The following is a 23,101-nucleotide window of genomic DNA, read 5'->3' as shown; positions in this document are numbered from 1 at the left end:
ATCGGCCCCTTTACCAGTCTATGCCTGTTGGATCTCCACTGCATCGCGATCGTCGATCTCACTGACAGAGACCCGAATCCGTTCACGCTGCGAGCTTGGGATATTTTTCCCCACAAAGTCTGCCCGAATTGGCAATTCACGGTGGCCCCGGTCAACTAACACGGCCAAGTTGATACTCTTAGGCCGGCCCAGGTCCATCACGGCACTCATCGCCGCCCGAATGGTCCGTCCCGTGTAGAGCACGTCGTCGACTAGGATGACCTTTTTACCTTCTACGGAAAAATCGATGTTGGCCCCGGTCACTTCCGGTTCAGTCTGGGCATCGTGTTCAATGTCGTCACGGTACGGGGTGATATCGAGGTCACCCACCGGCACGGTCACATTTTCCAGCTGTTGCAAGCGACTGGCAATCCGCCGAGCTAAGTATACTCCGCGCGTTTTGATTCCTAAAATGACGAGGTCATCGACCCCTTTGTTGCGTTCGATGATTTCGTATGTGATTCGGGTCAGGGCCCGTTGCATTGCCATTGCGTCCACAACTACCTTTGCCATCTGTATTTCCTCCTTAAAGTGTCACGGCGTCTGCGTCTATGCAGGAAACGGGCGCAGTTTCTTCGGCAAAATGGTGAAGAAACCCGCCCGCCTGACTACTTGGCAAACCCGCTTATCTCAATAATTAGCATAAAAAACCTAGATTGCTTTGTCAACCGGTAACCCCGCCTGTAAACGCAGACGATGGACTGCCTCAGCAAAGTTTGCTGGTACCGGCGCAGTGAAGTCTAATTGCTCGCCAGTCGTCGGTTGCTTGAACCCTAACTCCTTGGCGTGCAGAAACTGCCCAGCGCCCTTCAGCGTCTTCTTAGGCCCATACAAGGGGTCCCCAGCAACGGGGTGGTTGATGTAGGCCATGTGGACCCGAATCTGGTGGGTCCGGCCAGTCTCCAAGCGACAAGCAACTAATGAATAGTCCCCATAGCGCTCGAGAACCCGGAAATGAGTCACTGCAGGCCGACCATCAGCCACAATGGCCTGTTTCTTACGGTCCTTGGGTGAACGGCCCAATGGGGCGTTGATGACCCCATTTTCTTCCTTGAAGTTACCGTGCACGATGGCCACGTACTCCCGCAGGTTCGTCTTGGCTTGGAGCTGCTCGGACAGGCTGTGGTGGGCGTGATCATTCTTGGCCACCATCAAGAGTCCCGAGGTGTCCTTGTCGATGCGGTGCACGATACCTGGCCGCAGCGTCCCGTTGATGCTAGACAGTGGGCTGTGGTACAGCAGGGCATTGACCAGCGTGTGATCGGGATGTCCTGGCGCCGGATGAACGACCATCCCCTGGGGCTTGTTGACAACGATGACGTCGTCGTCCTCATATACGATGTCCAAGGGAATATCCTGAGGCTTCGCGTTCAGTGGTTCGGGGTCTGGTAACGCAATGTTGACCGTGGCGCCCACCTTAGGCTTATCCTTGGGCCGTAAAGTGGCTCCGTCGACCGTAATTTGACCGGCCTCAATGGCGGACTTGGCCTGGGACCGGGAAATGGTGGTGACCGTCTCCGCGACCAGCTTATCCAAGCGATCCGTCGTCGTTACTGTAAATTCTTCTGTTTGCATAAAGTTAATGTGCCTCCCGGCGGTCGGCTAAGTAAACCCCGACCGCGATTAAAATCACGCCGACCGTTAAGCACGTATCGGCAAAGTTAAAGATCGGAAAATTGATGAAGTCGAGCTGAAACATATCGACCACGTATCCCTGCGTCAAACGGTCCCAAAAGTTACCAATCGTTCCCGCCATCATTAAGACTAGGCCTAATTCTTCAATGCGGTGGTTCTTTTGGTTCCGGTAAGACCAGAAGAAGTAGCCCATGACGCCCAACGCCACCACGGCGATGACGGCAAAGAACCACATCTGGCCCTGTAAAATACTCCAGGCAGCCCCGTCGTTACGCAAATGCGTCAGCGACAGCAGTCCCGGGATCAGCGGGTGTTCTCCACCTAAAGCGATGTTGACTACCACCGCGTGTTTGATCAACTGGTCAATGGCGACCAGGACCACGAGCAAAATCATATCTGCTATCAGCATAAAGTTTGGAACACCTCTCCTATAAGTCGTCGTTCTAAAGGTTGGCTTGATGTCGAATCGCCTGGGCCGCCTCCAGCTGTCAGGGCGGGCGTCTGCTGTGGGGACCGGACCAAGCCTGAGGAACGGTCTTGCCCCCTCGACTTTAAGCCTTGGCAGACCACCAAGGCTTAAAGCTCGTCCCACGCTGTAAGCTGGTAAATCACCAGCTAACACCGTCGATACAGCCGGCACCCGCCCTGACAACCTACGGCTACATTGGCGTTTAACCATAACCGGCATCAAGAACATATCATCCAATACTTTGGCGTCAGATTAACGTTCATGGTCCCAATAATTAGTGGACCAGTACATCCCCAGTCATGGTTCGTAACTCACCTAGTTAATGCGGCGCCATCCAAGTTTCTTCAACCTTTAGTCGTTGTTGAAAAGTATACCAGAAAAAGAGGTGATTCGGCGTTAGATATGGATAAAATTATTTCTAGTTGGCAAGCCTACTCGATAAGCAATCATTTACTCTTAAAATCAGATTACTAAAAGTTGAAAACACTGAAGCACCAACCATGCCGGATACAACGAGGATTGAGTGTTGGGGGTTAGTCAGACATAGTGAGAAATTGCCGACTTACCGTTCGCCAAATTTGGACCGGCACGCGGTGTGAAGGACGGAACAAGCTAATAATATTGCGTAAACGCTGTCATTCAGGCATTTCAGCTAGCTTAATTGCTAAGAACCCGTTTAACCGAAGGCGGTCAGAGGTGGAGTCAGCTGTGTCAACGGTGTTAGCCGATTTTCGGCTTACAGCGTGGGACGTGTTTGGAGACTGGTGTTTTTTCCAGGCTTCAAGCCGAGCCGCAGGACCGCTTCTCAGACCGGAGGCGTTCCCCACAGCAGGCGGAACCTCTGACAGCCGCAGGTAAATTGCCGAGTTCTCAGCTTCTAACGAAAAACACCCGTACCAACCGTCAAAACGACGATTCATACGGATGTCCGTTACCTATTTTAGTGTTCTAGTCAAAAATATACTGCCGACCGGTAAGGCGAACTCATGCAACAAATTTGCTCGTTAGAACAAGCCCGTGATCTGCCCATCAGCGTCAATATCCATATCCAACGCCGCAGGATGCTTAGGCAAGCCGGGCATCGTCAGGACGTTCCCCGTCATGGCAACCACGAAACCAGCCCCCAACCGTGGCGCAAACTCGCGGACGTGGATGGTGAAGTCATGTGGTGCCCCTAAAGCGTGAGCGTCGTCCGTCAACGAGTATTGGGTCTTCGCCATGCAGACGGGTAAGTGATCCCAACCGTACTTGGCAAATGTCTTTAACTGACGTTCTGCCTTGGTTGAGAGTTCAACCTTAGCCCCACCGTAAATTTTCTGAGTGATCGCCGTCATCTGCGTCATTAAGTCGGCATCAGCCGGTGTTAAGCGGGTGAAGTGACTTGGTTGTTTCGTGGCCGCAACCACCTTTTCAGCTAAGTCCAGCGCCCCGGCCCCACCATCGGCCCAAACGGTCGTGGTGGAAACGGGCACGTCTAAGGCTTCGACGTCGGCCGTCAACGCAGCGACCTCGGCGTCCGTGTCACTGGTAAAGCGATTGATGGCAACGACGACCGGCACACCATACTGCTGCATGCTCTGGATGTGACGTTTCAGGTTGACACTCCCCTGTTGCAGGGCGTCCAGGTTTTCCGTCTCCAAGTCAGCCCGCTTGACCCCACCGTTGTACTTCATGGCCCGAATCGTGGCTACGATGACCACGGCATCCGGCGTCTTACCCAGGACGGGCGTCTTGATGTCCATGAACTTTTCGCCACCCAGGTCGGCCCCAAAACCGGCCTCAGTCACAGTGTAATCACCCAATTGTAGAGCCGTTTGGGTGGCCAGAACTGAGTTACAGCCGTGAGCGATGTTGGCAAAGGGCCCACCGTGAATAATGGCGGGATTGTGTTCCAAGGTTTGGACCAGGTTAGGCTTGATAGCATCCTTCAGGAGCAGGGTAATCGCCCCACCGACCTTCAAATCACCCACCATCACTGGTTCCTTGTCATAGTTGTACCCAATCAGGATCCGGTTGACCCGGCGCTTCAGATCGGTTAAATCTTCGCTCAAGCACAACACAGCCATCAGTTCACTGGCCACCGTAATGTCAAACCCATCCTGACGAGGCACACCAGAGGTCCGACCCCCCAGACCGATCACCGTTTGGCGTAAGGCCCGGTCGTTGATGTCAATGACGCGTTTCCACACGATCTGACGAGGGTCTAGATTCAGCGCATTCCCCTGTTGGATGTGGTTGTCGATCAAGGCAGCCAACGTGTCGTGAGCCTCAGTCAGCGCGTGCATGTCACCCGTAAAGTGTAAATTGATGTCTTCCATTGGCACCACCTGAGCGTGACCACCACCGGTAGCGCCACCCTTCAAGCCCATGACGGGGCCTAAAGAGGGTTCGCGTAAGGCCAAAACGGTCTGATGGCCGGCCTGGTTCATGGCATCCCCCAGGCCCACGACGACCGTCGACTTCCCTTCGCCAGCCGGCGTGGGGTTGATGGACGTCACCAGCACCAATTTACCGGGCTGCTTGGGTGCGACCAGCGGCAAATCGATTTTGGCCTTAGTGTGGCCGTACGGTTCGATCTGTTCTGGTGTCAATCCCAACTTAGCCGCAATTTTTTCAATGGGTTCTAACGGTGTTGCTTGTGAAATTTCAATATCGCTACTCACTATTAATCCTCCTTCATTTCTACCGCGGGCATGGCCCCTTGGATCAGACCAGCCAGTTCGATTGCTGAGTTACGAGGCAACAGAAATTGATAAATCTTCCCCTGCGCCACGATTCCCAGCCGGTAACGGGTCACCTTAACGCTGCTGACTTGGTTCAGTGGAATTACCAGGTGACGATGGTTCAAGACGGTGCTGACCGTCAAGACACCATCGGCCATGGTGATATTACGAAAGTGAATCTCTAACCAGCAGAGTAACGCGAAGGCTAGGAAGAGGCCTAGCGTGTACCAGTTAAAGGTCGTGACCTCCAGCCACATGATGGCCCCCATGAAGAGGACGAGGAGGGTCCAGCTCCAGTTGATAATGCTGCTGAGTGGATTGGGTTGATACAAAAAACGGCGTTCCTGGGTTATCATTAGTTACAACACCTCACGAAAAAATTGGAGTGATTCTTTGTTTTCTTTATATACCGATGCCGCAACGCAACCACAAAGCGGTCTGAGCGCTGGGGGCATCCTCATCGTACATGATCATCACCAGACACAGCTCAAGGTCGAACTGACCGCCACGACCAATCACACCGCCGAGTTCGAGGTCGCCCGCTTGGGGTTTGAACACTTAGCGAGACTGATCGGTGACGCCTGTGAGACGACCACCGTCCTATTTTATACCGATAGTCAGATTGTTAGCGATAGTTTGGCGAAAAAGTACGCCAAACATTACCAAAAATTAGTCGATGACCTATTGGCCGCGCAAGCACCCTTTCAATTGGTGCTGACTCAGTGGGTCCCCGAGAAACAAAACCAAGGCGCCCACACGTTGGCCAATCAGGCCCTTCATTCTGCAGAAGAACGCAAGTAAGTCGTCAATGGCAACTCGTACTCGCTCCAGTCCGGCGTGCCACCATAAAGCGCGGACCCCGCCAGCAAGCGACCAATTTGAGGCCCTGTCGTTAAACCGGAGGATCCCAGCCCAGAGGCGGCCAGGAACAATTCGTGTTCTGGCACCGGCCCAAAGAACGGCGCAAAATCGCTGGAATAAGCGCGAGTACCGACCCGAACGCCGGAAATATCATTAGCAGTGATTCCAGTCATCAACCGTTGCGCACTGCCTAAGAGGTCAGCGGTGACGGTGGCATCCGGCGTCAGGTTAAACTTACCGTCGTCCTCGTGGGTCGCCCCGACGATTAATTTGCCGTGGCCAAATGGGATAAAGTCTCGTTCACCCTCAGGCATTACGACGGGCATGTTTTCTTGGAGCTCGTAGTCCTTCACGGCTAACTCGATCAGTTGGCCCTTCTGTGGCCGCACGTCAGCGGTCACTGCCAGTGGGGCCACCAGGTCCTTCAACCAGGCTCCCGCTGCTAGAATCACCCGATCATAGTGCCGGGGGCCCATCGACGTGACGACCTGGCCATCTGGTGTCAGGCTGACCCGTTCTTGGCGAACGGTCAGGTTCTTTTCACTGGCACGGTCCAGTAATGCGTGGACTAAGGCATCCCCATCGACCCGAGCGCCCCCGGTAATGAACACCCCGGGTTGCGGCTTGGATAAGAGCGGAACTTTTGCCTGGACTTCTTGGGCCGTGAGGGTCGACACATCACCCATGGTAGCGGCGGTCTGCCGCCGTTCCTGAGCCAACGCAAACAATGTTTCCAGGTCCGTGGCCTCTTCTCTGGTCACAATGGTTCCCGTCTGCTGGTAGACCTCGGTCCCCAGCTGGGCGTCATGAATCAGTTCTGGATACAGGTCAGCGCCCGACTTGGCGAGTTGGTACCACCGCTGGTTGCGGCGTTTCGATAACCACGGCGAAATGATGCCTGCGGCGGCCTTGGTCGCTTGACCGACACCACTGTCGAACAGGGTGACCTCCAAACGTTGGGTTCCAGGGAGCTTACTCAGGTAATAGGCTGCGGTCGCTCCGACGATTCCGCCACCAATAATTGCGATTTTCTTTTGCATAAACGTTGACCTCCTTACTAAGAAAGACCTTCACTTGTCCATTTTAGCATACCTCCACACCGTAAAACGGTTCAGAAGTTTGCCCCCAAAACAAAGGGCCCCCAAACCCGCTAAAATGCGTGATTGGGGGCCCTTTTCATTTATTCATTAAGCTTACTTGAAGACCATGAACCGGTCGTCATCAGCCATGTAATCCTTGTCACCGGCTGGGGCTTCGATGGACCCAAAGTCCATTTCACCGCGTAGACGCCAAGTTGCGGGGATGTTGAAGGCTGCCCGAACTTCGTCGTCGATCAGTGGATTGTAGTGTTGCAGGTTGGCACCGATCCCGTTTTCAGCTAAGGACGTCCAAACGGCGTACTGAGCATTCCCTTGGGATTGTTCTGACCAATCCTGGAAGTTAGCCGCGTACAGTGGAAAGTTGTCCTCGAATTCCTTGACCGTCTTCGTTTCAGTGTAGAACAAGATCGTTCCGAAAGCGGCCTTGAAGCTGTTAATTTTAGCAGCCGTCTTCGCAAAGGCTGCTTCGTCAGGAACTTCTTGCTTCAGCCGGTCAATGACGATGTCCCACAACTTTTCGTGAGAATCACCGAACAAGATGACTGCCCGGGTCGTTTGATTGTTAAATGATGAAGGACCATTCTTGATATTTTCCTTGATCAGGTCGGTCAATTCGTCTTCAGACAACTTGACGTTGCGGCCTAAGTTGTAAATGGTCCGCCGTTGCTTAGCTAATTCAATAAATTTCTTTTCCATATTGTAAAGAACCTCGCTTTATTTTTCCCGGTTATGGGGATTGATTTCAGATGTTGGAATTATTTTATCACTTACTTTTTGAAAGTAAAGAGTTTTGTCGCTGCTACTCCAGCGCATCGTCCCTATTTTAGCACCCCTAGCCGTCAACCAGATACCCATTCATCAGTTACTGGTGAATCAACACTACTAATTGTTGGGTAATCCACTCAGCATCGGCAGATTCGGCAGTGCCTTGCACCAATACACCTAGTAGAAACGTCCAGACCCCACGGGCCAGTTGTGCCGGAGCTGTCGTTAGCTGGTCCTGTGTCGCCAATAGCGTAATGACGGTCGTCAAGCTCTGGGGCACCGGTTGCGGTTGGGTGAGGTAAAATGCCACTGCTTGGGGATGATTTTGAGCGTAGTCGCTTAGATTGGTCACCATCCGGTGCAGCATAGTCGTCGCATCCGCTGAAGCCAGCACATCCTCCCGCAAAGCAGCGGCGAACTCCGCTTGGATTTCCACACCGAGAGCGGCAATCAAGCTGGCCTTATCTGGAAAATGTCGGTACACGGCGGCCGGTGTTACGGCCAAAAATTTGGCGATTTGCCGCAAAGAAATTTGGGCGACCCCCTGGTTTTCTAATTGTTGACGGGCCTGTTGCTGAATTGCCGCGGCTAAATTCTAACGGTGATACGGTGGCTTGGTCATAAGCCATTCCTCCTTGTAAATACCAGTGTTATCCCTATTTACTCATCATGTTATCACTGTTCACATTGAATGTAAACAGTGATAACATGTGATGTATGTAGCACTTACATCCTAGTTGCTGGCAAAACTTCCCTAGCCGCATTCCCCCACTTTGCCTTATACTAAAAACAAACGTTAATCTAGAAAAGAGTGGCTCTATGTCAGAAAAAGTTTCGGGTCGTCGATTGCTTCTACAATTTGTTTTCTTCTGGTGCCTGTGGTTAGTGGTTCAAATTTTTCTCAACACACCAGTTGAACAGCATTTATCTGGATGGTCACAGGAGCTCCTGCTGGACGCCATCAAGCTAGTAGTCTGGCTAGGGGCCGGTTGGTGGTTCCTTCACACAGCAGCCCCCAATCAGCTAAGCATTTCCAACCGGCAGCAATGGCGACCGGCTTGGCGTTTCAGTGCTGGCTACGTTGTCTGGGCGCTGATCGTCGTTTATTTGCTGGTTGAATTTTGGTTAGCGCACCACGGTTTGCGTATTTCACCCAAGTTCATCCCTGAATTCTGGGGCCGGTACTTCCTGGTCGTCGGCGTGGCTGAGGAATTCGTCTTCCGCGGATATTTCCTAAACGCCTTACTGAAACAGACGTCACTGACGACCGCCAATGTGATTCAGGCATTAGCCTTCGCCAGTCTCCACATTCCACGCTACCTCACGACGGTTCCCGCAATGAGTCCGGTCGTTTGGCTCAGCAACTTAATTTCCGTCTTCGTGCTGGGGCTCCTCTTCGGCTGGCTTTACGCCAAGAGTCGGTCCCTGTGGCCCGGAATTCTGGTACACATGACCTGGGATATTTTGGTCACGTTGTTCGGCTAGCCTCGCCCCTTCTCAATCAAATAGACAAAAGTTAGTAAAGGCGTGAACCACTCAATTATGAGGATGTTCACGCCTTTACTCGGCTATCAAGAGAATAACTTCTCTGCTCAAAACTGAAACTTTGCTATTCCTTATTAATCCTGATAGAATTAAACTCGTTTAAGACTTGCAAGACAAACGTAAGACAAGGAGACCTTAAAATGCCCAAAACAAAAGTTAACACTGAATCAATTACATTTCGTCTATCTCCTACAGTCAAAAAAATTGCGCAACAAAAAATTGAAGAGTCCGGATTAACCCTTTCTGAATATCTACGACTCTCAATGATCCAGATTGCAAATGACGGGTTCAACGATTTTTTATCTACAGATGAAGCTTTAGCTGCAAAAAAAGAAGTAGAAAATGGTCAACTCAAAAGATTCGATTCATTCGATGAACTCTGGGCTGACCTAAATGATGAAAACTGAGCGAACATCTCGTTTTAAACGCGAATTCAAAAAACTTCAAAAGAAACACTATCCGACAGACTTGCTGAAACAAGCAATCCTCGCCATTCTCACTAAGGATGCACAAATTTTAGCGAGGTTGCACGACCATGGGCTTCATGGTCAATGGCAGGGATATCGTGAACTTCATCCAGCCCGCATTGCTACCTCTCAAATCCGAGGAGACTTGGACGGATGGATTCTAATTTACAAGATTTCAAGTGATTGTTTAGTTCTTGTTCTAGTTGCCACTGGTGACCATCAATCACTAAAAGTTAAGTAACTTAGTAACGCCAAAAAGGGCTGCGGAAAATATTCCGCAGCCCTTTTTAATCTAACAAACGTTTAGACCAGATTACGCCTGGACTAGACGCTTCATATAACCTAACAAAACAATCAAAAAACCTAACGGTAAAGCAAAGCCAAACAGTGCTGTAACCAGAACTGGGGCCACCGTCAACGCGAGGGTCACGTCAAGAATCGCCACCAGTGAACTCACACCCAACAGCAGGCGCCACCAGCCCCGGTGAATCCGAGGTTGATACGTCAGTCCGTAGACCAATAACGTTAGCGCGGTCGTCAGTAGTAAGGCCCGGTCAATTAATGGCATCGCTAGAATTCCAGCTAATCCCAGGGCCACCACACTCAGCCCGATAAAGAAGTAACCGTACCAGCGTTGTGTTTGAACAGTTGATTTCACGATTATCGCTCCCTTTATCTAACCTTTACACCCTTAGTTTAACCGATTTTGTAACCGCTTACAACAATTAAAACGAAACCTGCCTAGTCGTTGCGCCGACTAAAAAAGCTGTAACTCTCTACAATTATGGTAGGTAGTCACAGCACACATCTTGGCATCTATTTTGACTGGTTTATCGATTGTCTAACACCCAGCGTCTACAAATAAGTCGCCGTTCCACTCATCACTCTTAGCAGCCGCAACTTCACGCCGAAAAATCTTCAACAGTGTTAGCATGCTGGCGGCACTCTTTTCCGCCGTCATTTCTGACAGTGGGAGCCAGCTGATTCGGCCCTCAGCACTCGAATGAATCTCACCGGTGAAGGCATCGCTACGGTACAGCAGGCCCAGCTTTCGTTGGCCGCCATCGTGGTCGAACCACTCACAGGTCCCACAGAATTCAACGTGCGTTAGAGTCAACCCTGTTTCTTCGTATACTTCACGAACGGCCGCTGCCGCACAGCTCTCACCGACCTCGACGTGCCCGCCTGGAAAACTGTGACCACCCTTCCATTGAACGTGAATCTTATCTTCTACTAATACCTTTTTGGTCGTGGGATCCGTCACCATGACCATTGTGACTAATTCAACTGGTTGTGTGCGAGTCATCAGCAATCCTCCGTTGTTTTTTCAAGTTTTTAACCGCCTGCCAAGCCATGTGTAACCCGTAGGCACTAGCAAACGATAGGCACCAAGTCAAGCTGTAGCAAACAACGATGCCCACTACTGGAACCATGGTCGTTAACTGTCTGCCCCCGGCTAGCCAGACCAGTTGCAGCCAAAAGACGTTGGCCAAATAGGCGCGATAGGCGTAGGTCGCCAGCCAGTGTACTCGCGGCAACCAGCGTGAACGGCGCCGCATTTGCCAGGTGGCGAGACAACCAATCAGACCAATAATAGCTAGCACGTAGAAAACAGTCGCTGGTAAGTAGTAACTGGTTTGGGTCAAGCTTACCGGCCGGCCCTGTCGCAATAAAGTATCAGCTTGCCAAATCAATGAAATGCCTGCCAACAGGGCTAACGGTAACCAGGGCCACCGTAGTTGGCGCAAGCGTGGCCACATTTGCCAAAAGATAATTCCTAAAATTGCGTACGGGAAGAATCCCCAGCAAACACGGTCCAATAAGTACCACTGCGTAAACCGGGCCGTCGGATAGATGAGGCGGTCTGCTACGACCAACCACCCGACGTACAGCCAGGCTGTCGCGCTCAGCACGATTCCTAGGCGCCGCCGGGTAGTCAGCCAGTTACGCACACCCCACCAAATTGGCATCAACAGGATTATCTGCAACATCATCGTGTTGTACCAGAGATGCGGTGCCGCATTCCCATTGATAAATTGCCAGCCGAACTGAACCGCGGTCGTATAGGCATGATGTTGCTGAACCTGCGGCATCAGAACCAGGTAAGCTAGGGTCCACCAAATTGTGGGCACCACCAGGGCCGACCACTGTTGTTTTAGATAAGTGCCGTATGCCGGTTGTGGCCGGGTCACACGCATCGTGGTAAATAAGATCCCACATATAAATGCGGGTGCCGTGAATTTAACAGCTAAGTAGACCCAAGCCACACCGGATTGGATACTACGGCCGCCAGTCGTGGTCAAGGTCAGACTCAAAACCGCCTGTAGCATGACTGCCGTACAGGCAAATGCCTTTAAATAGTCGCCCAGATCCGCGGTTTCTTTAATTCTCGCTCGTCGTGCCACCAGTCCACTCATCACCTTTGTCTTTCATTCTAGCAAGACGGTTTCGCAGACGCAAGTTGCCGCTAGTGTGAAATCGGAGCTCTTTAAGCAAAAATGACCACGTGCCAACCGAAAATTCAGCGAGTCCCACGACCATTGAAAAAAATGCCAACAAAAAAGACGGCTCACTGGCCGCCCTTATTTCAGGTTACGCTTCACGCGTATTCTTCTTTAATTTATCGATCAAGGCCTCGGCTCCGTAGCAGACCGCACCCAGACTAGCAAACGCTAGTGGGAAACCGAACGCCCAGAGGGGTGACTTCATTAGCATCAAGACTAATGCCAGCAATCCCACAGCCAGTACAACTAAAATCGTTAAAACAATTTTTTCCATTTTCATAATCGTTCCCCCAAACTCGATTAAAACTTTTGTGGCCCCTAACCACACAATCAGTTTAGCAGTTTCCGGGAGAAACGACAATCAAGTCGACCATTCTTAAGAAAGTTACTAACTTTAGTTACCATTGAAAGATCAAAAGCTTGTCACAGCAATGATATTTGCGTGCACTTCCGCCTTACCGGCCGCCAGCTTTGGGCTGGAACGGTGCGGACGCAACTTGAAGCCTCGCAAAACCCGAGTCTACAAGCTTGGTCTTCTGCTAAGCCAGCGGGAAAAAACCCCACTGACTAAGCAGAACGACGCGCCTGAGCCCATAGCTGGCGACCTCTCGGCCTACACAATATTTTAGCGCCAACTAAGGAACAGAAAAACCTATTATCAATTAGCTCAGTAAGAGCGGTACACGCCAAACTTTCAACTACAATTGTGCTAAAGCCACAATCAAAGTCGGAGGTGGCCAGGGATGGCGCCTGCCGTGAAAGTGGTGTTAACTGGTGATCTTCCAGTTTACAGCACGGGTGACTTTGAAGACGCGGGGGTTTCGTGGCTTCAAAGCGAGCGAGAAGCCCGCCCTTTGGCTGAAGCGTCCCCACAGCTGGCACCATCACTGGCCCCTGAGCACGACCATTTCACAGTCAATTACCGTTAAGATGAGTCGGCTCAGGGTTCGGATTTTTCAGCTGTTGCAGTTGGCCCTTGAATTCCGGCTCGTACAGTTCCTGGTCCGGCTTGTAATCGGCTAACCGTTCCGTCAAACCAACCGCGTAGTCGGCCTGCTCACCATGTTCACCTTGATCCAGCCCCAGGCGCTCTTCCTCAGCGCCAACTCGCATGGAGGTAACTTGCCGCAGGCCCCAGATGATCAAGCACCCCATCGCCGCAACAAAAGCAATCGTCACGCCGGTCGCCAATAGTTGGATCAACAACAAGTGCAGCCCACCACCATAAGCCAACCCGTTCGTCGTAATCGTCGGGTTCACGGCCTTAGTCGCAAAGACCCCGGTCAAGATACTGCCAACAATGCCGCTGACTCCGTGACAGCCAAAGGCATCCAGCGCATCATCGATTCCTAACTTTGGCTTGAGGAATTGGATAAACGCAAAGCTGGTACCAGTAGCAATGGCCCCAATGGCCACCGACCCCATAATCGTAACGTAGCCAGCGGCCGGCGTGATGGCAACCAGTCCACAGAGAGTCCCGGTGCAAACCCCAACCAGTGTTGGCTTACCGGTCTTCCAAATGTCTAGACCCATCCACACGACCATCGCCGTGGCCGTAGCCACCGTACTGGTAATGGCAGCTTGCAGGGCAACCCCGTTGACGGCCAGAGCACTCCCGGCGTTAAACCCGTACCAACCGATCCACAGAATCGCCGTTCCTAGTAATACCCAAGGCAAATTGTAATGTTGGTTGTGACCACGATTCAGCCGTGGCCCCAACCATGCGGACAGAACTAAGGCGGTGACCCCGGCGTTGATGTGCACGACCGTCCCACCGGCAAAGTCCAATACCCCTAATTTTGCCAACCAACCCGCTGGGGCCCAAACCAAATGGACCATCGGGTAGTAGATCAGAATTGACCAGGCAATCAGGAAGAGTAACAGGAATTTAAACCGAATCCGGCCGACGACCGCCCCCACGAACAACGCTGGGGTAATGATTGCAAACATCATTTGAAACAAGGAGTACGCCCCCACCGGAATGTGACTGGCGGTCAGGCTGGCTAGGTTGACCCCGGCCATGAAGACGTGATTCAAATTACCCACGACCCCTGCAACGTTGCCGGAGAACGCCATGGTGTAGCCCAGGAAGACCCACAGTAGAATTGCGACCCCCGTCATAATGAAGACCGATAACATGGTGTTGACAACGTTTTTCTCGGAGACCAAGCCCCCGTAAAAGAAGGCCAATCCAGGAGTCATAAACAGGACCAAGACACTAGCGACTAAGACAAACGCGGTATTCGCAAGATTCATAACAACGCCCTCTTCTCTCTTAATGTTAGAAATTCTAACACCATTTTCAGAAAAAGTCCCGTTATACTTTCAGGATACCACCCGTTTAACGGGTAATTTAACAAACAAAAAGCCCGTAAGATTGGCTTACACCAGTGCTTACAGGCTTGTGAAAATTAAATGTTAAGTTTTATGACATAAGTCTCCGGACGGCCTTCGGAATCATCTTCCGCACAACACCCGCCGGATTCTTCACGTCGCCGACGTACCGGGGAATCAGGTGGACGTGGGCGTGCATCACCGTTTGACCAGCCGCTGCGGCCACGTTGACCCCCACGTTGTAACCCGCGGGATGATACCGGTCATCCAAGTAGTCTTTAGCGACAAACAACAAGTCGTCCATCGCGTGACGCGTGGGTGCTGGCACGTCAAAGTAAGTGGCATAGTGTTGCTTAGGTACGATCAATAGGTGACCGCGCCGCACGGGATGGGTGTCCCAGAAGGCTTTGGCCAAATCATTCTCCAAAACGATTTCCTTTTTCTGACAAAAAACACAATCGTCTTTGATCATTGAAATTACCCCTTATGACGTGGATGACGTTGAGCCCAGAACTGGAAGTAATCGGTCCGCAGCGCCCCGTTATAGAGCTTCCGCGTCTTCGTTGCCTTCTGGCCGTAGAAGTGTTCAAACTCCAGGTCAGCCGTCAAAATGTACTTCGACCAATCGGTCAGTGGCTTGAAGACCTGACCCATTTGCTTATAAAGTTCCCGGACGCTAGCCTGGTCACTCAACCGTTCCCCATAAGGTGGGTTGGCAACGATGACCCCGTGTTCGAGGTCCGTCTTGAAGTCCTGCACGGCCAATTGACTGAACGTGACATCTTGTGACAGGCCGGCTTCTTGGGCGTTACGCTTGGCAATCGCCACCATATTTTCATCAATATCCGTCCCAAAGATCTGGAGTGGTGTATCGTAATCGGCCTTAGCATCGGCTTCGTCACGAACCTGATCACTCAGTTCTTGCGGAACCCAGTCCCAGCTTTCGCAGGTAAAGGTCCGGTTAAACCCAGGGGCCAAGTTACGTCCAATCAAAGCGGCTTCAATCGGAATGGTCCCAGACCCACAGACGGGATCCCAGAACGGCATGTCCTTATGCCAACTCGTCAGGGCAATCAAAGCAGCCGCCATGTTTTCCTTCAGTGGTGCGCCACCCTTACCGACCCGGTAGCCCCGTTTGAAGAGACTGGACCCGGTGGTATCTAACGTCAGCATCACGTGATCCTTGTCGATCATGACTTCCAAAGGATACGTGGCCCCAGTTTCAGGCATCCGCGTCCGCCGGTGATAGACGGCTGCCAATTTAGTGGCCACAGCCTTCTTCACGATGGCTTGCGCGTCCGGCACACTGTGAAGCTGTGACTTCTTAGAACGGCCCTCCACTGGGAAAGCCGCGTCCATTGGCAACAATTCATCCCAGGCGACCGCCTTGGTAGCTTCGAACAATTCGTCGAAGGTCACGGCGTCAAATTCGGCCACAATGATCCGAATCCGGTCAGCAGTCCGTAACCACAGGTTGGCCCGTAAGATGTCTTCAATCGTACCGTCGAAACGAACCCGGCCGTTTTCAACCTGGGTGTCATACCCTAAGTCACGTAATTCGCGCCCGGCGATGGCTTCAATACCACTGGCAGTGGCCGCGTATAAATGGAATTTCTTCATAACGTCCTCCTAATCATGATGCTATTCATTTCATTTTCATCTAAAAGTTGCGTCGTAGAACCGCAACACTTAACACTCCTAATTTGTTGACCGGTCTCGTTGACCCGCTTGTACGGTCACGTAAGAAACACTACTTAGTCTTATTCAGACCAATCAACCGCCTTTCAAGGCAATTATAGCTATAAAAAAAGGCGGGAGCAAGCTCCCACCAAACCTGACATGGTGTAAATCCCTGTAAGCCATGTTTTGTACCACCCAGCCGTTTCAGGCAAACGACTGACTGGCAGTAATCATCTATCTCGAGAGTTTCCTCTCCCCCCACACTTCGTTCAATTCCATGTGTGAAGCGCCCCTACCAAAAGTTTGGGTTGCCCGCTCGAGGGGTTTACCGCGTTCCACCGTCTAAGTTTCCTTAAACGTATCGTCACTGTGGCACTTTTCAGGGATACTAGGACATAGCCGAAGCCTTAGTCGTTTTTTCCCGCCGTAACGTTATTGCTAACGTCCCCCGGCTTATTTTTTCACCGAGCACGAACACTACAGGCATCGCAGCCTGTGCGAGCATGGACTTTCCTCAGCCGACTTAAGCCGACCGCGATTACTCAGGATTTACACCAGTCTATATAATTCTACAAACGATGTGACTCGTTTGGATCATTATCTAATTGTGAACCGAAGACGTGCCGTTCCAGGTTGGATAACCGCTTCAAGATGTCCATGTTCGTGACACTTGAAGTTGGTTGGCTGGTTGTAGCAGCTTGTGGCTGACTTCCGCCCACTTGCACTTGCTTCGTGAGTTCGTCGACCTTGGCCAACAACCGTTCGTTTTCGTCTTGAAGCCGTTGATTCTCCTTAACAAAAGTATCGTAGTCCTTGATGACGTTGTCTAAGAAACTGTCAACGTCGTCTGGATCGTAACCACGCATCTTTTGACGGAATTGCTTTTGCAAAATTTCCTTGGGAGTGAAATTAACGTTTTCCATTGATCATTACACCTCGTTATCCTAATCAAACCGGCAAGATTAATCATACCAGTTTTTACTCAAATTGGGAACCATTATTTAAATTTTCTTGATATTCGTTGGCACTTTCTTGTAACCAGTCCATATCAATCAACGTCAGGGGATAAGTATGCTGCTCTTGAAACCGTGCAACGGCTTGCTGATCATACTTAGGTTTTCCTTCAACCTCTAAATCATAAACCATGACTGCCTCATCCGTATGGGTCAGCATAAATTCTTGATAGTTTCTTAACTGTTGGGGGCCATGATAGGGTTGCTCGCTGACTGACTGGTGAAAATCAACGCGACTCGCCAGTTGCGCATACTTCGCCCGGTTGTCTTCATTCCAATTGTTCCCGAACTCAGCAAACGGCGTCATCATGGCCACCTGCAGCTCCGGATAATCTGGCTTCAATGCCAAGCCAACCTCGGCCGCCCACTGTTCAACGCCCAGTTGACCACCGGTAATTAACCAGTCCGTCCCGTTTTCAATCTTGTTGATCAATAACTTTTTCAGTGTATCTTTAATCACTAGCAACTTGGGGTCCTGATTACCAAAGACACCCAGTTCATAGCTCCGATACCCAGTTAGCCATAACCGACTCACTTGGTCAGCCCCCTTTGCCTTACCCTTCTTAGTTTAGCGAAAAATCACTGACTGAGCAACTTACACAGTTAAAATTTTTGAATTCTGCAATTATTTCGTTTCAATTGTGGCAGCATCTGCAGCGCTAGTGCCACTTAACTCTGTGGTGAGTCACCTTGGAGGCAGTCAAAGATCCCGCCCGCTGTGGGGAACGCCTATGGCCTGAAAAGCGGTCCTGCGGCTCGGTTTGAAGCCTGGAAAAACCACCAGTCTCCAAACACCGTCGACACAACTAGCTTCACCTCTGACTGCCTCCGGTTAAACAGGTTAGCTAGCTTAAATACCTGAATGACAGCAATTACTCAATATTGTTGGCACGCCACTAGGTAGCCGTGAGTGAATCAAATTTAGACTCAGCCGTGGGATTTTCGAGTGATTTACTTAAAAATGGCGACCTGAAGACTTGCTTTGCGACTTCAAGTGAGGGACAAGACCGCCCTTTGGCTTGTCCCGTCCTTCCCACCACATTCCAGTCCAAATTTGGCGAACGGTAAGGCGGAAATTCCCCACTATGTCTGATAATCCTTGTTGTATCAGGCGTAGTGGGCGTTTCAGTGCTTTCAGCCTTTAGCTAAAACATAAGCAAAGTCGACGAAAACCTTAGCCATCAGAGTACCATCAATTTAATTTTCAACCTTTAGACAACTATCTACACAATGATTGCTTCATTGAAGACTACTTGACTACCTCCCAACTCATTAAAAAAATCGATATCGTACTTGGGTGGCCAACCTAAATCGCTACTTCCCTTGCAGACACATCCACCGTCAAACAATCATCTAATCAAAGCCGGAGGTGGCCAGGGCTGGCGCCAGCTGTGAAAACGGCATTGGCTAGCGTTCTAGGCTGGCCTAGGCCGTGGGCGCCTTTGAAGACACGCGGTTTTCGTGGCTTCAAAGCGAGCGAGAAGCCCGCCTTTTGGCTGAAGCGTCCCCACAGCAGGCACCAGCCCTGGCCGCCGGAGCGCGGACATTTTAGTTTCTCTGCCACAGCCAAAGCCAAGGTGTCCTCAAGTTAAGTTACGTTTAAATTCGGGGAATCACGGGCTTCAAGTGGCTTTAGGAGTTTTTATTTCGCGGTCACCTTGGTATAATGTCAATAACTAGGTCATAAACTGGAAGCTTCGGTTTTCAAGTGAAGGAGCGTGAGGAATCAATGACCATTCGGTATCCCAATGGGAATGCCTACCGAGCACCTGCAACGTCAACTGGACGGCGTTTCCCCAGCACCTACACCACCGACTATGGTAAACGGGGAATGACGTTGGAAGAGGAACTCAACGAGTCCAATACCTACTATGAGTTACACGGACTGGCTGTCGTTCACAAGAAACCAACGCCCATTCGCATCGTCAAGGTCGATTACCCTAAACGCAGTGCCGCAGTCATCAAAGAGGCTTACTTCAGTACGGCCTCCACGACCGACTACAACGGCGTTTATCAGGGCCATTACCTGGACTTTGATGCCAAGGAAACTCGCAACAAGTCGTCGTTTCCCTTGAAAAACTTCCATCAACATCAGATTGATCACATGCGTGCTTGTATGACTCAGGGCGGTATTTGCTTTGCTATTATTAAATTCGTTACCCGCCAAGAGATCTACCTGTACCCTGCGGCCAAGCTGTTTGCTTGTTGGGATGCTCAGGAGACCGGTGGCCGTAAATCAGTCCCTTACGCAGACATTGCTGAGCAAGGCATCCTGATTACGCCAGAACTCCAGTTACCTGTTCCCTATCTCAAAGCCGTGGATCAGCTTCTATAGTAGAAACACCAGAAGTGAACACGTTTAAACGCAAAGGAGATTAACATGTCTAGTAACAATTCATCGTCGGAGACCCGGATGAGCCGCAATAATGAGCGCACCCAGGGCGCCGGCCCCAAACGCCCGCACAACGGGTGGCGGTTATTCCGTCGCATTTTGTTCATCATCGTTGCCATTGGTGTTCTGGGAATTCTCGCCGGCGCCGGCCTGTTCTTTTACTACGCGCAAAGCGCCCCTAAGGTCACAGAAGGTGCCCTGTCGAGTGATACCTCGACACGGGTCTACGACGCCAACGGCAAGGTCATTTCACGACTCGGGGCACAGAACCGAAACTACGTGAAATCGCCAAACATCCCCGCCACGTTGAAGAGCGCGGTCGTTTCCACTGAAGACCGACGCTTCTACAAAAACAACGGGGTCGACCCCATCCGGATCATGGGAGCGGCGTTTGCAAACGTCACCGGCTCCTCACTGGGGATGCAAGGTGGGAGTACCTTGACGCAACAGCTGGTCAAGCTGTCCGTCTTCTCCACCAACGCCTCCGACCGAACGCTTAAGCGTAAGGCCCAGGAAGCCTGGTTAGCCTTGAAGGTCGACCACGATTACTCCAAGGACCAAATTCTCGAGTATTACGTGAACAAGGTCTACATGGGTAACGGGGTCTATGGGATGCAGACTGCCGCACAGTACTACTACGGCAAGACGCTTAAGAGCCTGGATCTCGCCCAGTTGGCCCTCTTGGCTGGGATGCCACAATCGCCAACCAACTATGATCCAACCAGTTATCCAGCGCTCGCTAAGAAGCGGCGTGACCTGGTCTTGGAAGCCATGGCTTCGAACAATGCCATCACGTCCGCTCAGGCGAAGCAGGCTGAAGCAACCAGTATCACCACTGGGCTGGTCAAGAACCATCAGACGACCACCAGCAACGACCCTAAGACCACTAAGGTCATCGACGCTTACCTCAAACAGGTCTACGCTGAATTGAAGAAAAAGGGTTACAACACGACGACTGGTGGCCTGAAGGTGCATACCAACTTGGATATGGGTGCTCAGAAGAAACTCTATGATATCGTCAATGGTAACAGCTACGTCTCCTTCCCTTCCAGCAAGTTCCAGGTTGGCTCAACGATCGTTAACCCGAACAACGGGAAAGTTGTGGCCATGATCGGTGGCCGGAAGACTGGCAACGTCACCTTTGGTCTCAACCGGGCCGTGCAAACCGACCGATCCAGTGCCTCAACGGCCAAGCCACTGATGGATTACGGTCCGGCCATTGACTATCTGTATTATCCAACCTACGAACCAGTCAAGGATACGGCGTTTACGTACCCTGGCACGACCAAGAACCTTTACGACTGGGACCGACAGTATCAAGGAACCATCACCATGCGTAAGGCCCTCTACGAGTCACGGAACATCCCCGCCGTGCGGACGTTACAAAATGTCGGCATCAAGAAGGCAACCACCTTCCTGAAGGGCTTGGGAATGACGTTCGACAAGCCGTTGACCCTACAAAACGGGATTGGTCTTTACATCTCATCCGAACAAGAAGCTGCGGCCTACGCCGCCTTCGCAAACGGTGGGACGTACTACAAACCTTGCCTGGTCTCCAAGGTCGTCACGCAAGATGGTAAAGCCCACAACTACGCCTCCACTGGTAAACGGGCCATGTCCACCGCGACGGCGTTCATGTTGACGGATATGATGAAGGACGTTATCACGAACGACAATGGTTCCGGACGTTCCGCTGCCATCTCTGGTCTCTACCAAGCTGGTAAGACCGGGACGGACTCCTACCCTGACGACTACGCCGATCAAGTGCCAGATGGCGCAACGATGGACTCCTGGTTCACGGGTTACACCAAGAACTACGCCGTCTCTGTTTGGACCGGGTATGATAAGCAATTCCAGACGGGCCACTACGTCAGTGAGTCGCAAACGGAAATTGCTCAACAGATTTATAAGTATGAAATGAGTTACTTGGCTTCTAAGTCTACGAACACCGATTGGACGGCACCAGGCACCGTGACCGCTACGTCGCAAGGTAACAAGACGGAGTACTACGTAACGGGTCACGCTGGCACGGTTTCCGATACGACAGCAACTAGTCAGTACGGGTCAACCAACACCACGAGTTCCTCTGCTTACAGTAGTAACGGTCAGGCCACGACGAACAACAGCTCGTCTAAGACCAACACCACGACCACTGAGTCCAGCACCAGTAAGGAATCCTCCAGCACCACGGAGCAAAAACCTGGTGGCGGTGACGGTGGCGATGATGACAACACGGATTCAACCACCACTTCCTCGGCAGGCAGCACCGCAACGTCTACCGATAAACATACGAATTCAACAGCAGACACGGATGATTAATCTCTGGGGATGCTAAAAACTCCCGTAAGTCTTGCGCTTAGCGCGTAGATTTACGGGAGTTTTTTATGGTCTGAAATATCTGTTGTTGCACTTTAATTGTGAATTTGTCACATAAAAGGTAACGCCTACAATTAAAAATGATAATGGAGTATCAAATAATATGTCAGCGATTATATTACGTATAACAAAAAAAGACACGAAATAAATATCATGTTTTTATAAATACTACTTAAAGAATAAACCACTTTCAGCTGCTACCTTATTAATTAAAAGAGTCTTATTTGCCCAATTGTAAAGAACAGAATCTGGATCTGAATTAATATTGATCCCAAGTTGCCCAAATCCATTTTGAAGTTGTGGATTCATGTGGCTAATAGGCTTATACCCCGCATGTGGTTCCGCTTCAAGTTTTTTGCCGTTTTCGCCATTACCACTGATAAAATAAAGCTTCCAGTGCTTAGACTTATTAGTAAACGTTTCGCTATTGGAATGCATTCCAGGCATAACTTCAAGCGCGTATTTAGGATGACTTGTCATTCCTGATAAGCGATGTCCGTTACTTAAAGTTGCGACATATGATGTGTCATCTAACATATTGAGCTTAGTGCCTTTAGCCGGGATTAGGTATCCCTTAGAGTTCGTTAAAGAACCGGAACCTTTTTTACCAGGTTTTATTAACCAATCATTCATAGTCTTAATATTGTGTCCTGTTTCAAAGCCTTTACTCATGCTCTTCAACTTGCTCTTACTAATCTTATTGCTTGAGCTCACAGATGAGCTTAACTTAGACTTAGCACTTGTGGCTACAGCCTTGTTCGTCTTCGTCTTAGCCTTTGGAGCCTTGCCATTCTTCACATAACCATGCCAAATCCAGCCCTTCGTCTTACCATTGCTTGATTTGATATAGTTATAAACAGCAGTCTTCTTATTAGCCTTAACAACCTTAGCTTGCTTAGTCCGATAAAAGGTGGTGTGCTTATAATTCTTAGCCTTGTGAGAAATCTTACTGAGCTTAGCTGATGAATACATATTTCCTTTAGAAACATGAACAGCCTTCTTAGCTAACTTCTTATAGCGAAGAACTTTATTCTTCTTGCTGGCTTGTGCGACGGTCACGTTAGTACCATCATATGTAATTGGATCACTTAAAACACTAATTCCGAGACCTAGGCTTAAGGTCGCTACGATGGCCAACTTTGCAGCTTTAGACTTCAAAATAATTCACTCTTTTCTTTATGTAGGATAAGTACCATTA

General features: G+C 50.7%; 24 protein-coding genes and 1 other RNA gene. 6 read left to right on the top strand and 19 right to left on the bottom strand.

Going from position 1 to position 23,101, the window contains the following annotated elements; all coding sequences use genetic code 11:
* Positions 1-18: 18 nt before the first annotated feature.
* From pyrR to EKM75_RS05070, 5 genes are all read right to left on the bottom strand, one after another.
* Positions 19-552, bottom strand: a complete 534-nt coding sequence (pyrR, locus tag EKM75_RS05090; protein WP_125684677.1) for a bifunctional pyr operon transcriptional regulator/uracil phosphoribosyltransferase PyrR — start codon at positions 550-552, stop codon at positions 19-21.
* 138 nt (positions 553-690) lie between these two features.
* Complete coding sequence (locus EKM75_RS05085; RefSeq protein ID WP_125692637.1) at positions 691-1,614, bottom strand: RluA family pseudouridine synthase; 924 nt, start codon at positions 1,612-1,614, stop codon at positions 691-693.
* Between the two features lie 4 nt (positions 1,615-1,618).
* Positions 1,619-2,083 (bottom strand): signal peptidase II, encoded by a 465-nt coding sequence (gene lspA, locus EKM75_RS05080; protein ID WP_125692636.1) that lies wholly within the window; start codon positions 2,081-2,083, stop codon positions 1,619-1,621.
* 1,064 nt (positions 2,084-3,147) lie between these two features.
* Positions 3,148-4,806 (bottom strand): formate--tetrahydrofolate ligase, encoded by a 1,659-nt coding sequence (locus EKM75_RS05075; RefSeq protein WP_125692634.1) that lies wholly within the window; start codon positions 4,804-4,806, stop codon positions 3,148-3,150.
* Positions 4,807-4,808: 2 nt separating this feature from the next.
* Positions 4,809-5,222 carry an EbsA family protein gene (locus EKM75_RS05070; RefSeq protein WP_125692632.1) on the bottom strand — a complete coding sequence of 138 codons (414 nt, stop codon included), beginning with the start codon at positions 5,220-5,222 and terminating at the stop codon, positions 4,809-4,811.
* Positions 5,223-5,259: 37 nt separating this feature from the next.
* Here EKM75_RS05070 and EKM75_RS05065 point away from each other — a divergent pair, with 37 nt between their 5' ends.
* A complete protein-coding gene (locus EKM75_RS05065) occupies positions 5,260-5,667 on the top strand; it encodes a ribonuclease HI family protein (protein WP_125692630.1) in 408 nt (135 codons plus the stop codon).
* Here EKM75_RS05065 and EKM75_RS05060 read toward each other — a convergent pair.
* From EKM75_RS05060 to EKM75_RS05050, 3 genes are all read right to left on the bottom strand, one after another.
* Positions 5,643-6,767: an NAD(P)/FAD-dependent oxidoreductase gene (locus EKM75_RS05060; RefSeq protein ID WP_125692628.1), complete on the bottom strand. Its 1,125-nt coding sequence runs from the start codon at positions 6,765-6,767 to the stop codon at positions 5,643-5,645. The two genes, EKM75_RS05065 and EKM75_RS05060, sit on opposite strands and share 25 nt — an antisense overlap.
* Positions 6,768-6,920: 153 nt before the next feature.
* Complete coding sequence (locus EKM75_RS05055; protein WP_125692626.1) at positions 6,921-7,523, bottom strand: nitroreductase family protein; 603 nt, start codon at positions 7,521-7,523, stop codon at positions 6,921-6,923.
* A gap of 166 nt (positions 7,524-7,689) precedes the next feature.
* The gene (locus tag EKM75_RS05050; protein WP_225426662.1) at positions 7,690-8,172 is read right to left on the bottom strand and encodes a TetR/AcrR family transcriptional regulator; all 483 of its coding nucleotides are present in this window, start codon (positions 8,170-8,172) and stop codon (positions 7,690-7,692) included.
* Positions 8,173-8,411: 239 nt separating this feature from the next.
* Between EKM75_RS05050 and EKM75_RS05045 the strand changes: the two genes are divergently transcribed.
* From EKM75_RS05045 to EKM75_RS05035, 3 genes are all read left to right on the top strand, one after another.
* The gene (locus EKM75_RS05045; RefSeq protein ID WP_125692624.1) at positions 8,412-9,077 is read left to right on the top strand and encodes a CPBP family intramembrane glutamic endopeptidase; all 666 of its coding nucleotides are present in this window, start codon (positions 8,412-8,414) and stop codon (positions 9,075-9,077) included.
* Positions 9,078-9,277: 200 nt separating this feature from the next.
* The gene (locus EKM75_RS05040; RefSeq protein WP_125692622.1) at positions 9,278-9,544 is read left to right on the top strand and encodes a plasmid mobilization protein; all 267 of its coding nucleotides are present in this window, start codon (positions 9,278-9,280) and stop codon (positions 9,542-9,544) included.
* Positions 9,531-9,845, top strand: coding sequence for a type II toxin-antitoxin system RelE/ParE family toxin (locus EKM75_RS05035; protein ID WP_125692621.1), 315 nt, complete (start codon positions 9,531-9,533; stop codon positions 9,843-9,845). The genes EKM75_RS05040 and EKM75_RS05035 overlap by 14 nt, the downstream gene beginning before the upstream one ends.
* A gap of 72 nt (positions 9,846-9,917) precedes the next feature.
* Here the strand turns inward: EKM75_RS05035 and EKM75_RS05030 are convergent, their stop codons facing one another.
* The 10 genes from EKM75_RS05030 to EKM75_RS04985 all read right to left on the bottom strand — a co-directional run bounded on the left by EKM75_RS05030 (position 9,918) and on the right by EKM75_RS04985 (position 17,670).
* The gene (locus tag EKM75_RS05030) at positions 9,918-10,262 is read right to left on the bottom strand and encodes a hypothetical protein (RefSeq protein ID WP_125684657.1); all 345 of its coding nucleotides are present in this window, start codon (positions 10,260-10,262) and stop codon (positions 9,918-9,920) included.
* Between the two features lie 183 nt (positions 10,263-10,445).
* A complete protein-coding gene (locus EKM75_RS05025; RefSeq protein WP_125692619.1) occupies positions 10,446-10,910 on the bottom strand; it encodes an 8-oxo-dGTP diphosphatase in 465 nt (154 codons plus the stop codon).
* Positions 10,888-12,009, bottom strand: a complete 1,122-nt coding sequence (locus EKM75_RS05020; protein ID WP_225426661.1) for an acyltransferase family protein — start codon at positions 12,007-12,009, stop codon at positions 10,888-10,890. The genes EKM75_RS05025 and EKM75_RS05020 overlap by 23 nt, the downstream gene beginning before the upstream one ends.
* A gap of 187 nt (positions 12,010-12,196) precedes the next feature.
* A complete protein-coding gene (locus EKM75_RS05015; protein WP_125684972.1) occupies positions 12,197-12,388 on the bottom strand; it encodes a hypothetical protein in 192 nt (63 codons plus the stop codon).
* Positions 12,389-13,023: 635 nt separating this feature from the next.
* Positions 13,024-14,364: an ammonium transporter gene (locus tag EKM75_RS05010; protein ID WP_125692617.1), complete on the bottom strand. Its 1,341-nt coding sequence runs from the start codon at positions 14,362-14,364 to the stop codon at positions 13,024-13,026.
* 169 nt (positions 14,365-14,533) lie between these two features.
* On the bottom strand, positions 14,534-14,914 hold the full coding sequence (locus EKM75_RS05005) for an HIT family protein (protein WP_125692614.1): 381 nt from the start codon (positions 14,912-14,914) through the stop codon (positions 14,534-14,536).
* A gap of 5 nt (positions 14,915-14,919) precedes the next feature.
* Entirely contained in the window at positions 14,920-16,062 is a 1,143-nt protein-coding gene (locus tag EKM75_RS05000; RefSeq protein ID WP_125692612.1) for a THUMP domain-containing class I SAM-dependent RNA methyltransferase, read from the bottom strand.
* Positions 16,063-16,292: 230 nt separating this feature from the next.
* Positions 16,293-16,672: RNase P RNA component class B (rnpB, locus tag EKM75_RS04995), an RNA gene on the bottom strand.
* A 19-nt stretch (positions 16,673-16,691) separates the two neighbouring features.
* Positions 16,692-17,045 carry a cell division regulator GpsB gene (gene gpsB, locus EKM75_RS04990; RefSeq protein ID WP_125684964.1) on the bottom strand — a complete coding sequence of 118 codons (354 nt, stop codon included), beginning with the start codon at positions 17,043-17,045 and terminating at the stop codon, positions 16,692-16,694.
* A gap of 55 nt (positions 17,046-17,100) precedes the next feature.
* Complete coding sequence (locus EKM75_RS04985) at positions 17,101-17,670, bottom strand: DUF1273 domain-containing protein (protein WP_125692610.1); 570 nt, start codon at positions 17,668-17,670, stop codon at positions 17,101-17,103.
* A 1,194-nt stretch (positions 17,671-18,864) separates the two neighbouring features.
* Between EKM75_RS04985 and recU the strand changes: the two genes are divergently transcribed.
* Together recU and EKM75_RS04975 are read left to right on the top strand one after the other, a co-directional pair.
* A complete protein-coding gene (recU, locus tag EKM75_RS04980) occupies positions 18,865-19,470 on the top strand; it encodes a Holliday junction resolvase RecU (RefSeq protein ID WP_125692608.1) in 606 nt (201 codons plus the stop codon).
* A 45-nt stretch (positions 19,471-19,515) separates the two neighbouring features.
* The gene (locus tag EKM75_RS04975) at positions 19,516-21,846 is read left to right on the top strand and encodes a transglycosylase domain-containing protein (protein WP_125692606.1); all 2,331 of its coding nucleotides are present in this window, start codon (positions 19,516-19,518) and stop codon (positions 21,844-21,846) included.
* Positions 21,847-22,071: 225 nt separating this feature from the next.
* Here the strand turns inward: EKM75_RS04975 and EKM75_RS04970 are convergent, their stop codons facing one another.
* Complete coding sequence (locus EKM75_RS04970; RefSeq protein ID WP_125692604.1) at positions 22,072-23,061, bottom strand: hypothetical protein; 990 nt, start codon at positions 23,059-23,061, stop codon at positions 22,072-22,074.
* Between the last annotated feature and the right edge of the window lie 40 nt (positions 23,062-23,101).

This window comes from Levilactobacillus tongjiangensis, assembly GCF_003946345.1.
GTDB lineage: Bacteria > Bacillota > Bacilli > Lactobacillales > Lactobacillaceae > Levilactobacillus > Levilactobacillus tongjiangensis.
This window is presented reverse-complemented; position numbering and strand designations above follow the sequence as displayed.

Excerpts from the sequence above, each read along its gene's own strand:
- pyrR (WP_125684677.1), bottom strand. The coding sequence starts at position 552 with ATGGCAAAGGTAGTTGTGGACGCAATGGCAATGCAACGGGCCCTGACC.
- EKM75_RS05085 (WP_125692637.1), bottom strand. The coding sequence starts at position 1,614 with ATGCAAACAGAAGAATTTACAGTAACGACGACGGATCGCTTGGATAAG.
- lspA (WP_125692636.1), bottom strand. The coding sequence starts at position 2,083 with ATGCTGATAGCAGATATGATTTTGCTCGTGGTCCTGGTCGCCATTGAC.
- EKM75_RS05070 (WP_125692632.1), bottom strand. The coding sequence starts at position 5,222 with ATGATAACCCAGGAACGCCGTTTTTTGTATCAACCCAATCCACTCAGC.
- EKM75_RS05060 (WP_125692628.1), bottom strand. The coding sequence starts at position 6,767 with ATGCAAAAGAAAATCGCAATTATTGGTGGCGGAATCGTCGGAGCGACC.
- EKM75_RS05055 (WP_125692626.1), bottom strand. The coding sequence starts at position 7,523 with ATGGAAAAGAAATTTATTGAATTAGCTAAGCAACGGCGGACCATTTAC.
- EKM75_RS05045 (WP_125692624.1), top strand. The coding sequence starts at position 8,412 with ATGTCAGAAAAAGTTTCGGGTCGTCGATTGCTTCTACAATTTGTTTTC.
- EKM75_RS05040 (WP_125692622.1), top strand. The coding sequence starts at position 9,278 with ATGCCCAAAACAAAAGTTAACACTGAATCAATTACATTTCGTCTATCT.
- EKM75_RS05035 (WP_125692621.1), top strand. The coding sequence starts at position 9,531 with ATGATGAAAACTGAGCGAACATCTCGTTTTAAACGCGAATTCAAAAAA.
- EKM75_RS05025 (WP_125692619.1), bottom strand. The coding sequence starts at position 10,910 with ATGACTCGCACACAACCAGTTGAATTAGTCACAATGGTCATGGTGACG.
- EKM75_RS05015 (WP_125684972.1), bottom strand. The coding sequence starts at position 12,388 with ATGAAAATGGAAAAAATTGTTTTAACGATTTTAGTTGTACTGGCTGTG.
- EKM75_RS05010 (WP_125692617.1), bottom strand. The coding sequence starts at position 14,364 with ATGAATCTTGCGAATACCGCGTTTGTCTTAGTCGCTAGTGTCTTGGTC.
- EKM75_RS05005 (WP_125692614.1), bottom strand. The coding sequence starts at position 14,914 with ATGATCAAAGACGATTGTGTTTTTTGTCAGAAAAAGGAAATCGTTTTG.
- EKM75_RS05000 (WP_125692612.1), bottom strand. The coding sequence starts at position 16,062 with ATGAAGAAATTCCATTTATACGCGGCCACTGCCAGTGGTATTGAAGCC.
- gpsB (WP_125684964.1), bottom strand. The coding sequence starts at position 17,045 with ATGGAAAACGTTAATTTCACTCCCAAGGAAATTTTGCAAAAGCAATTC.
- recU (WP_125692608.1), top strand. The coding sequence starts at position 18,865 with ATGACCATTCGGTATCCCAATGGGAATGCCTACCGAGCACCTGCAACG.
- EKM75_RS04975 (WP_125692606.1), top strand. The coding sequence starts at position 19,516 with ATGTCTAGTAACAATTCATCGTCGGAGACCCGGATGAGCCGCAATAAT.